Annotated in this window: 13 protein-coding genes; 9 read left to right on the top strand and 4 right to left on the bottom strand. The window is 61.6% G+C overall.

The genetic code is table 11. The annotated features are described in order from the left end of the window. Positions 1–91 precede the first annotated feature (91 nt). The 3 genes from FHE74_RS03435 to FHE74_RS03425 are packed head-to-tail and all read left to right on the top strand — an operon-like array spanning position 92 to position 2,724. Positions 92–604, top strand: coding sequence for a polyadenylate-specific 3'-exoribonuclease AS (locus FHE74_RS03435; protein ID WP_139465090.1), 513 nt, complete (start codon positions 92–94; stop codon positions 602–604). Positions 605–635: 31 nt separating this feature from the next. Then, positions 636–2,024: a class II 3-deoxy-7-phosphoheptulonate synthase gene (locus tag FHE74_RS03430; protein ID WP_139465089.1), complete on the top strand. Its 1,389-nt coding sequence runs from the start codon at positions 636–638 to the stop codon at positions 2,022–2,024. A 4-nt stretch (positions 2,025–2,028) separates the two neighbouring features. Next, entirely contained in the window at positions 2,029–2,724 is a 696-nt protein-coding gene (locus tag FHE74_RS03425) for a DUF1648 domain-containing protein (protein ID WP_139465088.1), read from the top strand. On the opposite strand, the gene FHE74_RS03420 is transcribed toward FHE74_RS03425, so the two are convergent. Beyond that, a complete protein-coding gene (locus FHE74_RS03420; protein WP_139465087.1) occupies positions 2,721–4,034 on the bottom strand; it encodes a protein kinase domain-containing protein in 1,314 nt (437 codons plus the stop codon). The genes FHE74_RS03425 and FHE74_RS03420 overlap by 4 nt on opposite strands. Positions 4,035–4,101: 67 nt before the next feature. Between FHE74_RS03420 and FHE74_RS03415 the strand changes: the two genes are divergently transcribed. Beyond that, a complete protein-coding gene (locus FHE74_RS03415; protein WP_425456320.1) occupies positions 4,102–4,446 on the top strand; it encodes an Rv2175c family DNA-binding protein in 345 nt (114 codons plus the stop codon). On the opposite strand, the gene FHE74_RS03410 is transcribed toward FHE74_RS03415, so the two are convergent. The 3 genes from FHE74_RS03410 to FHE74_RS03400 form a co-directional block, all read right to left on the bottom strand. Then, a complete protein-coding gene (locus tag FHE74_RS03410; protein WP_246049171.1) occupies positions 4,443–5,990 on the bottom strand; it encodes an alpha-(1->6)-mannopyranosyltransferase A in 1,548 nt (515 codons plus the stop codon). The genes FHE74_RS03415 and FHE74_RS03410 overlap by 4 nt on opposite strands. A 22-nt stretch (positions 5,991–6,012) precedes the next feature. Continuing rightward, the gene (locus FHE74_RS03405) at positions 6,013–7,122 is read right to left on the bottom strand and encodes a polyprenyl synthetase family protein (RefSeq protein ID WP_139465085.1); all 1,110 of its coding nucleotides are present in this window, start codon (positions 7,120–7,122) and stop codon (positions 6,013–6,015) included. A gap of 73 nt (positions 7,123–7,195) precedes the next feature. Beyond that, positions 7,196–7,753, bottom strand: coding sequence for a GNAT family N-acetyltransferase (locus FHE74_RS03400; protein WP_139465084.1), 558 nt, complete (start codon positions 7,751–7,753; stop codon positions 7,196–7,198). Between the two features lie 141 nt (positions 7,754–7,894). Between FHE74_RS03400 and FHE74_RS03395 the strand changes: the two genes are divergently transcribed. From FHE74_RS03395 to ftsL, 5 genes are all read left to right on the top strand, one after another. After that, the gene (locus tag FHE74_RS03395) at positions 7,895–8,314 is read left to right on the top strand and encodes an SAV_6107 family HEPN domain-containing protein (RefSeq protein ID WP_139465083.1); all 420 of its coding nucleotides are present in this window, start codon (positions 7,895–7,897) and stop codon (positions 8,312–8,314) included. A 126-nt stretch (positions 8,315–8,440) separates the two neighbouring features. Next, positions 8,441–8,833 (top strand): DUF3040 domain-containing protein, encoded by a 393-nt coding sequence (locus FHE74_RS03390; RefSeq protein WP_139465146.1) that lies wholly within the window; start codon positions 8,441–8,443, stop codon positions 8,831–8,833. A 534-nt stretch (positions 8,834–9,367) separates the two neighbouring features. Next, positions 9,368–9,802 carry a division/cell wall cluster transcriptional repressor MraZ gene (gene mraZ, locus FHE74_RS03385; RefSeq protein WP_139465082.1) on the top strand — a complete coding sequence of 145 codons (435 nt, stop codon included), beginning with the start codon at positions 9,368–9,370 and terminating at the stop codon, positions 9,800–9,802. Between the two features lie 146 nt (positions 9,803–9,948). Next, positions 9,949–10,968, top strand: a complete 1,020-nt coding sequence (rsmH, locus tag FHE74_RS03380; RefSeq protein WP_139465081.1) for a 16S rRNA (cytosine(1402)-N(4))-methyltransferase RsmH — start codon at positions 9,949–9,951, stop codon at positions 10,966–10,968. Between the two features lie 5 nt (positions 10,969–10,973). After that, positions 10,974–11,672 carry a cell division protein FtsL gene (gene ftsL, locus FHE74_RS03375; RefSeq protein ID WP_139465080.1) on the top strand — a complete coding sequence of 233 codons (699 nt, stop codon included), beginning with the start codon at positions 10,974–10,976 and terminating at the stop codon, positions 11,670–11,672. Positions 11,673–11,743 lie beyond the last annotated feature (71 nt).

Here is an 11,743-nt window from a genome sequence, read left to right as displayed (position 1 = left end):
AAGAGCAAAGTTTAACCCTCCACGATTGCCGTTTTATCCAAGGCGCTACGCTGAAAACCAGCGTTTGGCGTTGGCGTCCGGAAAGGGTCCCGTGCGGTATTTCTACGACACAGAGTTCATCGAGGATGGACGCACGATCGAGCTGGTCTCGATCGGCATTGTGGCCGAGGATGGGCGAGAGTACTACGCCGTCTCTACGGATTTTGATTCAACCAAGGCAGGCCCTTGGGTTCACGAGCACGTGCTCAACCAGCTGCCCAGTCCGCACAGTTCGGAGTGGAAGTCACGTTCGGTCATTCGTGATGAGGTCGTGGACTTTTTAAGTCAGGGTTCGGGGCCAATCGATCTGTGGGCGTGGGTCGGAGCCTATGACCACGTTGTATTTGCGCAGCTCTTCGGTGATATGACCGGCCTGCCCTCCCGCTTGCCGCGCTACACCAACGAGTTGAAGCAGTTGTGGATCCTGGCGGGTAAGCCCCATCTTCCGGCGACACCGCGCGGGGTTCATGATGCGCTTGTCGACGCTCGACACAACCTGGCTAAGTTCCGCGCCATCACTCAGGTGATGCCACTTGGAAGGGATAACCGGGTCCGCGGCCTCTAGTGTCTAAGCCCCTCGTGCTACAAAAGATAGTGTGAGTTGGACAATAGATATCCCTAAAGCCGCCCTTCCTGACCTTCCGCCATTGCCGGGGGAGCTGAATCGACGATTTCAGGACGTCGTGGCCCGGGACGCCAAGCAGCAGCCGACCTGGGATGCAGGCCAGGCCAGTAATGTGCGGCGCATTCTGGAGACCGTCCCGCCGATCGTGGTTGCCCCGGAAGTTACCGAGCTGAAGAAGCAGCTCGCCGAGGTGGCAGAAGGTCGCGCCTTTTTGCTGCAGGGTGGAGATTGCGCGGAGACGTTCGAGTCCAATACCGAGCCGCACATCCGTGCCAACATCCGCACCCTGCTACAGATGGCCGTGGTGCTGACCTACGGAGCTTCCACCCCGGTGGTCAAGCTGGCGCGTATTGCCGGCCAGTACGCCAAGCCGCGTTCCTCCAACCTGGACGGGAACGGTCTGCCGAACTACCGTGGCGACATCGTTAATGGTGTGGACCCGAACCCGGAGTCTCGCGAGCACGACCCGGCCCGCATGGTGCGTGCCTACGCCAACTCGTCCGCCGCCATGAACCTGGTGCGTGCGCTGACGTCGTCTGGCACCGCTGACCTGTACAAGCTGCATGAGTGGAACCAAGAGTTCATTACCGCTTCTCCGGCCGGGGCGCGTTACCAGGCGCTGGCCAATGAGATCGAGTCGGGCCTGCGCTTCATGGAAGCGTGTGGCGTGCACGATGAGTCCCTGCGCGCCGCCAACGTCTACGCGTCGCACGAGGCACTCCTGGTGGACTACGAGCGGGCCATGCTGCGCCTGCATGAGGACGAGGACGGCCAGACCCGCCTCTACGACCTGTCCGCCCACCAGCTGTGGATCGGCGAGCGCACTCGAGGACTCGAGGACTTCCACGTGAACTTCGCGGCGCTGATCGCCAACCCCATCGGCATCAAGATCGGCCCGTCGATTACCCCGGAAGAGGCCGTTGCCTACGCCGCCAAGCTCGACCCCGAGCGCGAGCCCGGCCGCCTGACCATGGTGGCCCGCATGGGTCACGACAAGGTTCGTACCGTGTTGCCAGCAGTGGTCGAGGCCGTGGAGGCCGAGGGCCACAAGGTGATCTGGCAGTCGGATCCGATGCACGGCAACACCTTCACCTCCTCGAACGGTTACAAGACCCGACACTTTGACAAGGTCATTGACGAGGTGCAGGGCTTCTTCGAGGTTCACCGTGCCCTGGGCAGCCACCCGGGTGGCGTGCACATCGAGCTCACGGGTGAGGATGTCACCGAGTGTCTGGGTGGCGCCATGGACATCACCGACGTGGATCTGCCCGGCCGCTACGAGTCGGCGTGCGACCCGCGACTGAACACTCAGCAGTCGTTGGAGCTGGCTTTCCTGGTTGCTGAGATGCTGCGTAACTAGCGCTATGCTCGCGCGAATCCCCTGGCACGTTTCCCTTGTTGGCCACGCCCTTCTGCTGGGTGTGCTGGTTGCCGGGGGATTTGCCACGTTCGGGGCCGTTCCCGATCCCATTCCCACGCACTTTGATGCCGCGGGCAACGCGGATGCGTGGAGTACCAAGACGTTGACCAACTGGCTGGTGCAGATCCTCCTGGGGCCGGGAATTCTGACTGTGGTCTTCGCCGGTTCAGCTGGGCTGATCCGCGCCGTCGGCTCTGAGGTAGGCGAGGCCAACACCCGGGCTAAGCTGCGGCACAAGGTCGCGCTGAAGGGGCAGGCCAACGCGCTTCTCAGCTCGGGGTTCCTGCTCAGCCTGGTCCTGGGCCTGGCGGTTCCTGCCGCTACCTTGGGGTGGAACATACCCGGGTGGCTTATCCTGCTGGGCATCTTCGCGGCCTGCGCATCGATCTTTGTGGGCATGGCGCAGGCTCACAAGAATGCGGACCGCGCGTATCCGCGCCAAGAAGGCGAGCCGCGCATGCTCTATGGCTTGTTGTATTACGACCCGAACGATTCTCGGGTCATGGTTTCCGACGAGCTGGGTGCCAACTACCAGCCGAACGTGGCAACCCGGGGAGGAAAGGCCATCGTGTACGGCTTTGTGGCGGTCATGCTGATTGCGATGGTGGTTGTGTTCGGCCAGTCCTTCTGGGCGGCCTAACCGGCGGGCGCCCAGAGGTACGGCGGTATGACTCCGTATTGGCCCGAGCCGAACCACCAGCCGCCGATCGCTACCGCAGCAACCAGCAACGCGATGGCTATCAACCCGACGGCTAAGGAGATCGGAGAGCGATTGGTCAGCGGTGTCCTCTCATGAGGGTCGAGGGGCGGCTGAGCACGCTCGGGCGTCCTGCTCGGGGCAGGCACCGGAGCAGGGGCGGGTGCCGGTGCAGGGGCGGGTGCCGGAACGGGATTGACCGGGGGAACGGCGGCAGGTTGATGAAGCAGAGTTTCCGGCTCGCGATCCGCGATGACGTATGTTGCTGGTTCGGAATCTGGGCGGGGAGAGGGCTCCGGGCTCTCGGCCTTGTTCTGGGCGGGCAGGTGGGTGGTCTCGATGATGCTGGTCATATCCGTGGGCACGGCCGCTGCGCGGTGGGCGGCAGCGTTACGAGGAGCCGGAACGGTAAAGGCTGGAAGAGCCAGCTCGGCGGCGACGTCGTCGAGCGCGGCAAGGAATTCGCCGGCATCCGCGAAGCGATCGCGAGGATCGCGGGCGGTGGCGGTGGAGACTAACTCATTAAACAGGTTGGGAACACCGTCGATAAGCGAACTCGGCGAGGGCACGTCTCGCTGGATGCGCGCATAGGCATGGGCCAGGGGAGTATCCCCACGGAAAGGGGTCTGGCCGGTCAGGAGCTCGAAAAGAACGATGCCCGCCGAGTACACATCGGAAGCGGGAGTGATTGCGGAACCATCGACCTGCTCAGGGGAGAGGTAGGCAACCGTTCCCACGATCTCGTTGGTGGAATGGGTTGCTGCAGCGGAAGCTCGCACCAGGCCAAAGTCTGCGACCTTCACACGATGATCGCTGTCGATAAGGATGTTGTCGGGCTTGATGTCGCGATGCACCATGTCCTTGGTGTGCGCAACGCTCAAGCCGGTCAGAACCGCCCTCATCACAGCCGTGGCGGCGTGTGGAGGCATGGGACCGCGCTCGGCCAAAAGCTCGCGCAGTGTTCCGCCTGTGATCAGCTCCATGATGAGGAACAAGCCCGAGTCGTCGGACGAGAAGTCGTAGACGCTAACCAGATTCGGGTGCGACAGCTGCGCCATTGCGCGAGCCTCACGTCGGAAACGAATCCGCGAGGAGGCGTCGTCGGTGAAGCGCTCGTGCATCACTTTCGCAGCCACGGCGCGCCCTAAGCGCATATCGACGCAGCGGTAGACCGTGGCCATGCCACCCCGGGCGATCGGGTGATCGATACGGTAGCGGCCCTCGAGGACATCTCCCACGGATAGTTGCGTCATATATGCCAGTATGGCGCACTTTCGGCGACCGCCTACGATGGGGTGCGTGACTAAGCACGATGAGTTGATGAATGTTCTCGCCGAAGAAACGCTCCTGCCGCTGGCTGCGGTGGGCGAACGCCTGGGCGTTCCGGTAACCAAGGTGGGCGACCTGCTCAAGGAGCACAAGCTGGTCGCGCTGAAGGTAGACGGCAGAAAGGTCGTTCCGGAGGCGCTTCTCGACGACGGCCTCGAGCTGAACAAGTTCGTCGCCAGCGCAATCAGCGTCCTGGTCGACGGGGGATACGACGATGAGGAGATCCTCACGTACTTCTTCACACCCGACGACAGCCTGCCCGGACGACCGGTCGATGCGCTGCACGGCCACGGCGCGCGCGAAGTCATCCGCCGCGCCCAGGCGATGGCCTTTTAGTCCTCCCGGCGTTGTCCGGCGAGGCCCGGACGGTTCTCTGCGTCGAGGGGGAAGACGTAAACCGTCAGCAGCCAGGCCGCGATAATCACGCCCGCCATCCAGGGGACGTTGTAGAGCTGATGATTTCCGCTGCCGCTAAAAGCGAGCGCCACAACGATGGACGCACCCACACCGAGCTTGCACAGCCACAGCGGCGGGCGAAAGGTGCCCAGCAGAGAGATCACGGATGCGTAGTACCACGGCAGCGTGACTGAACTGAGCACGAAGGCCGTCTGGTACGCAGCCGCCGTACCCGCCAGAGCATGCTTGCCGCCCCCTCGGAAGAACCACCAGCAGGCAACGAGACCGAGCAGCATCAGGACCGAGAAGATCGGTCGCAGGGCTTGGAGAACCACGTTGTATTCGAAGGTGGGGTCGAAAAGCTGAATAAACGGGGTGATCAGTTCCGTCAGCAGCGTGGGCGCCGCCAAGGGGTTAATCACCTTGGAGTTTCCGGTGATCTCGGAAAGCCAGCCCCATGACGACCCCGAAGCCCACGTCACCAACCACACCACGGCAACCGTTTCGATCAGGGCCAGCGCACCCGACACTACGAAGGCCAACGCGCGGCGGCCGAAGGGGCGCATGTGCGGGGCGTAGCGATACGTGACCATCCACACCACGAATGGCAAAGCGATGGCGGCGGTGGCCTTGAGAGAAACTGCCACGGCAATCAGCGCGACCGCGCTGACATAGCGGTGATACACCGCGGCCAGCAGACCGACGGACACCAGCCCCACCATGATGGACTCGTTGTGCATGCCGCCGACCATGTGAAAAACCATGACCGGGTTAGCCACACCGAGCCACAGCGCCAAGGCCGGATCGCCTCCCAGGCGGGCGGCAATCTTGGGCACCGCCCATGCGATGGCGAAGAACCCGAGGACCGAGATGAGCTTGTACGCGATCACCCCGGCACTGACGTTCTCACCGACAAGCTTGGTTACCCCTTCACCGATCCACAGATGGAGCGGGCCGTAGGGCGTGGTGGTGTTACGCCAGTCGTGCGAAACCTCCAGCAGGAACGGGCCCGGGTTAACGGCTGCGCCCTCGCTGTACGGATCGAATCCGTCGCGCACCATAGCTCCCTGCATGAGGTAGGAGTACACATCGCGCGACAGGATCGGGGCCGCTGCCAGCAGCGGCACGCACCACAGCACGAGGGCGCGTTGGATGTGCTGGAGACGCAGCGGCGTGCTGTATTGCTTGTCGACGATCACCCGGCGCCCGATAACCACCCACGCCAGAACCATCCCAATGAGGCCCGCCGAGACCAGCGCGTTCATCACCGCTGCTCCATGGCCGAAGGCCAGGAATGACAGGTTTAGGGCCTCGAGAAGCCCCCCGCGATTGCGCGTGGCTCCGGCACCATGGGAACCGATTGCCAGGATGACCGCAGAAACTACCCCGATGGCCGCGGGAGAGGGGAGGCGGTCGAGGTAGTCCTCTGGCCGAAAACGACGAGCCGCTCGCTTGGCTGCGATGGTGCTTACTCGGGTACTCATGTGTTCGGTACTCCCAGTTGCGCTAGGCAACGCGTTGGGTCGACTTGAGTGCGAGATCATGGAGCAACTCGTAGACCTCGCTGGGCACATGCGCGGCCTTGAGATGTTCCAAGCCACGCGAGGTGAGGTCACTGATGCGAGCCTCCATGATCTTGGGTGCGCCGGAGATCGTAATGAGCTCAGCCAGGCGTGCTAACTCCTCCGGGTCGGTGGTGCGACCCACCCCTGCGCGTAGCTCTTCTGCCAGTGCCGGATCAGCCTGGGATAGCTGCGCTAGCGCGACGGACAACAATTCCGTGCGCTTTCCCTCGCGCAGGTCATCTACCGCCGGTTTACCGGTGACCGACGGATTGCCAAAGACGCCAAGCAGATCATCGCGCAGCTGGAAAGCGACTCCGATGTCCTTGCCAAAGCCGAGATAGGACTGGATTAGCTCGGGGCTACATCCTGCGATTGCGCCTCCGATGTGCAACGGGCGCGCGATGGTGTACGCCGCGGTCTTGTACAGGTTGACGTTGCGGGACAACGTTTCGTCCTCGGACCCGCTGGCCTCGAGGCTGACGTCGAGCAGCTGCCCGCCAATGACCTCGGTGCGCATGGCCCGCCACGGCTGACGAATGCGGCGAAGGGCAGCATCACTCAGCCCTGAGTCAGAGATCATGTCGTCTGCCCAAGCGAGCGCGAGATCGCCAATGAGAATCGCAGCAGCTTCTCCAAAGTGACCAGGGCTTCCCAGGAAATTCCGGTCGCGGTGGTGCCGCTCTACTGTGCGGTGGACGGTTGGCTTTCCGCGCCGGGTGTCAGATTGGTCGATGATGTCGTCATGAATCAACGCACAGGCCTGGACTAACTCCAGGGCGCTGACTGCGCGCACCACGGCAGCGGGATCCTCGGCGTTATTGTGCAGTCCACCAGCTCCGACAAATCCCGCCCACCCGTAAAGGGGGCGCACGCGCTTGCCTCCACCGAGGACGAAGGTTTCTAGCTGTTCAAACGCGTAGGTCACCGGGGCGCCAATGGCCTCGATCTCAGGGCGCTGCTGAGCAAGAAAATCGGCGAGAACTCGCCGTGCTACGTCTGGAAGGTCTGCCACATGTGACGGGACGTCTGGTGAAGTGGGCGCGTCACTCATAGGGGGCAAAACCTTTTCTACGTCGGAGAGGAAACTGCAAGGCGCGAAGCAACTCGCGCATCGGATTCACACTTTACAAGCCGGACGACGAGGCAAGCGGCAGCCAAGCCCCGAGTATGGCGAAGGCTCGAGGATCCGATTCGTAATAGTGGTGTCGGAGGACGTCGAAAAAGCCCAAAGAGCGGTACAACCCAAAGGCGGCGTTGTGCTCCCCGGCAACCTCTGGCGTGGACAGGAGCGCTAGGTGAGCAGGGGCGCCGTCGAGTAGCGCAGTGATGAGGCGGCGCCCGATTCCTGCTCCCTGATAATCGGGGTGAACGTGGATTTCTGCGACTTCGAAGTATCCCTCGTTCAGGTCAATCTTCGGCTGTGATGCTGAGGGCAATCCACGGAGGGCATGTCGAAGCTGCCGATCCCACCAGTAGGCGGGGTCACCGAGAAATCCATAGGCGACGCCAAGGACCTCGGAGTCGTGCGTCGCGACGACCGCGTGAAATCCAGGCTTAAGTCGATCGGAGCGCCACGCTCGAAGCCGGGAGTCAAAAATTCCAGGTGGGTAATCCATCGCGGCCAGGTGGATCTTCACCAGCTCAGGAGTCAAGAGCAAAAACTCGTCAGGTCTTAGGTGCATGAGGGAATTCGGCACAGGTCAATAGAACCACAATCTCCGTCGGTAGAACGCATGTTCGAACTGTTTTCGAACGGATGTCCAGTGTCTCTTCTATCTTTTGGGCATTACTTCATGAACCAAAAATTGCGCTAGGAGAATCTCATGGGAGACATCATCTCGGCTACCACCACTGCAACCGAGGCTAAGTCCGCTCGCTTTCTATCGTCAGCATCTCTTCTGCTGGACCAGGCAGAAAGGTGCGCTGAAGCGGGGGAGTGGGGGCTGGCCCTGGAGAATGCGTATCAAGCCGCCCTGCGTACTGCGGGTGCGAGAACAAGTGCAGATCCTGCGATAAAGCGGCGGAAGCGATTGCCGACTAGTGCTTGGGCCCGCTTGCAGCTGATGGGTGGTGATGCACAAAGGTGGGCCGTAGAGCTGAGCGGTTATTCCCGTCTACGCTCTCGGGTTCTCAGCGGCATTGAACCGGACCCGGATCCTGGCCGTGTGCGAGAGCTCATTGACCTAGCCCGTGCCTTCTATGATTCTACGCTGTTGGGAGATGATGAGCTCCTTGCTGCCTAGTTGGAAAGGAAACTCTCATAAGCCCGGGAACAAAGCAGCTAAGATCACCGTTACATCTTATGTAGGAATCGACGTATGCTAACTGGCCCGGCAAGAGGCCTGTTTCAAGGAATGCGGGAGGATCGCGTGGCGCTATCTGAGCAAGAGCAACGGGCCCTGAGGGAGATTGAGCAGTCTCTCATGGCTGACGATCCGAAGTTTGGCTCGTCGGTGTCATCGGTCGGCTCGGGCGGTGCTGGGGTAGGCCTCAAGGCGGTAGCTATTGGGGTGGTGGGTTTGCTCCTGCTTATTGGGGGAGTCGCCCTGGCTCAATCCAGTCTGTGGTTCATTGCGCTCAGTGTTCTTGGTTTCCTGGTGATGTTCGCTGCCGGAGTGTGGGCGTTGCGCTCATCCCGTACGCAGGAACATGCCGATGTCCGAATTGCGGCCGGGGGAAGCAAGCACCCGAATCAGAGCAAGGACTCCGGGATTGGCGCGCGGATGGAGGAGAACTTCCGCCGCCGCTTTGACGGCGCCTGACGTGTTTCCGCTGCCCGCATCTTGCCCCGCACCTTGTGGTGCGGGGCTTTTTGTTTGTCTCTGGTTGCTCTAGAGCGTTTGACCCACTTTGCCCCACCTCGGTCTCCCACTTTGCCCCACTCGAGGGTTCTTGGCGGGCTGAAGGGGTGATGTGCAGAACTTAGCCCACCATATTTCCAGGTCGCGTGTGGGAGAAGATATCGGCTGGGGTGTGAGCTGCAGGAGGGGAAAGACTTTTATAAGTTTCTAGAGTGATTCAAGTGAATATAGTGACATAATGTCAGAATTCTCCGGGATGACGCCCCACTGAAAATAGGGGCTATGACCTGCGGTTTAGGGGGCGAAAACTTTTCAGGCCGTGTTTGGGGTGGTGCATGTGGGGCGTAGTGGGTTAAAGTGGGGCGCAGTGGCAAGCAAGGGAGCGAATCTTCGTGGCCCGCGCGAGTCACAGAGAACAGAATCATCGTGCACTGACCGTGCACAACACGATGCGTGACAGCACAGTCTGAGGGGTTACGGAGGGGAGGGCCCGGGATGTTTCTCGGTACCTACACTCCAAAGCTCGACGACAAGGGGCGTCTGACGTTGCCGGCGAAGTTTCGTGAGGAACTGGCTGGTGGACTGATGATCACCAAGGGACAGGACCATTCGCTGGCCGTGTACCCCAGGGAGGAGTTCGCCGCGCGAGCCCGCAAGGCCGCCGCCGTCTCCCGCACCAGTCCGGAAGCTCGTGCGTTCATCCGCAACCTTGCGGCCAGCGCCGATGAGCAGCGACCGGATGGCAATGGGCGCATCACCCTCTCTGCTTCTCACCGTGAATACGCGGGGTTGAGCAAAGAGTGTGTGGTCATTGGTTCGGTGGACTTTCTCGAAATTTGGGATGCCGAATCCTGGGCTGAATATCAGCAACAGACCGAAGCCGCGTTCTCCGCGGCGGACGATAACGACATTCTTGCCGGGTTGCTCTAAAACCCGGCAGTACAGCGGAGTGCGTGTACGGACTCTGCCCGGGGCGGATGCTCTGGTGTACTTCCCCGACATCAGATCCCGCCCCGGACAGGGCCCTATGCGCACCCCAACAATCCAGGACGCGGCACGGGAGGGGGACGCGAATCATGAACCAAGCAGACGCAGAAAAGGCACTGCTTGCCTCCAACCATGGCCACGTTCCTGTCATGCGAGACCGGGTCACTGAGCTGTTGGCCCCAGCGATTGAAGCTGCCGGAGACACCGCCGTCCTCATCGACGGCACGCTTGGTGCGGGCGGCCACTCCGAACATCTGCTGCGTACTTTTGGCAATCTGCACCTCATCGGGCTGGACCGCGACCAGAAGTCGTTGGCCGCCGCACGTGAGCGCCTCGCTCCGTTCGGCGAAAGGTTCGTAGGGGTACACACGCGTTTCGACGATCTCTCTTTTGCCATTGACGAGAACGAAGGCACTATCTTCGACCTCGCACGAGAGCATGGCATCGCCGGTGCCCTGTACGACCTCGGTGTTTCCTCCATGCAGCTCGATGAGGAAGAGCGCGGCTTTGCTTACCGCACGGACGCTCCTCTGGATATGCGGATGGACCCTAGTAGTGGGATCACCGCCGCTGACATCCTGAATACCTATTCGCATGGGGATCTGGCGCGGGTCCTCAAGACCTATGGGGACGAGCGCTTCGCCGGCAAGATCGCTTCGGCTGTGATTAAGGAGCGCGAAAAGGAATCATTCTCGACCTCCGCGCGCTTGGTCGAGCTGCTCTACGCTGTGATCCCCGCCGCCACCCGCCGAACCGGCGGCCACCCTGCAAAGCGGACCTTCCAGGCGTTGCGGGTGGAAGTGAATTCCGAGCTGGAGAGCGTCGAAAAGAGCCTCTGGGCGGTCACTGACCGGCTCCGTGTGGGAGGCCGCGCGGTGTATATGAGCTACCAGTCGCTGGAAGACAAGCTGGTCAAGAAGGTCTTTACGGAGCTGAGCACGTCGAAAACCCCGGCGGGACTGCCCATGGACTTGCCCGGTACTTCAGCGAAGTTCACCACGGTGACGCGAGGGGCCGAGAAGGCTGACCAGCAAGAAATAGACATCAATCCTCGAGCAGCGTCCGTACGCGTTCGAGCCCTAGAGCGACTGGCAAGGTCGGAAGGATAAGCGATATGGCTACCACCGTTACCCGTTCACGCCGCACCACTCAGGTCTCGGCGCCGCGCTCGCGTGGGGTGAGTCAGGACTTTTCTACCGCCACGCGCTCTACCGGCGCTCCGGTTGAGACTCCGCGTCGGGCATACCCGTCCCAGCCCACCAGGCAGGTTCAGCCGATTCGAGGCCGTCGACTGGGGTCACGTCAGGTCGTCTCTGTGCGTGGACGTCGCGTTCGCGAGGTCAAGGCGGTCGGTCCGCTGTTCAAGGTGGCCACTGTAAGCCTGTCGTTCCTGGTGGGAGGCATCGTTCTGGCGATGTGGCTCAGCGGTTTGTCCACCCAGCAGACGTTTGCGATTTCCCAGCTGACCGCGCAGGAGTCCCAGCTCAGTAACCAGCTGGAGACGCTCAATCGCGATCTGCAGAACGAGTCGTCCTCGGCGGAGATCGCTCGTCGGGCACAGGAGATGGGCATGGCCATTCCGGACAAGCCCGGTGTACTCAACGTGGCAGAAAACGGCGACGTCTCGGAGAGCCGTCCGGCAGATGCCGCCACGACTCCTATCATCGACCTCAACGGCGAAAAGGTACGCCCGGGTACTGCTTCGAGTGATCCGAAGGATATGAAGAACCTCCCGAACAATCTCGAGGCTGTACCGCAGGGCGAGCAGCTCCCAGCGGCCGACGTGCCGGCGGTTGCACCGTATAGCCGCTAAGAGCGGGATTCGCTCCGTTTAGGCGAATAGCGGTCAACAACGGGGGCGATGAACACACATTACGCAGGTAG

The sequence above is a fragment of the Corynebacterium tapiri genome, from assembly GCF_006334925.1.
Lineage (GTDB): Bacteria > Actinomycetota > Actinomycetes > Mycobacteriales > Mycobacteriaceae > Corynebacterium > Corynebacterium tapiri.
The sequence above is the reverse complement of the archived record's forward strand: the minus strand, read 5'-3'. Positions and strand labels throughout refer to the sequence as shown.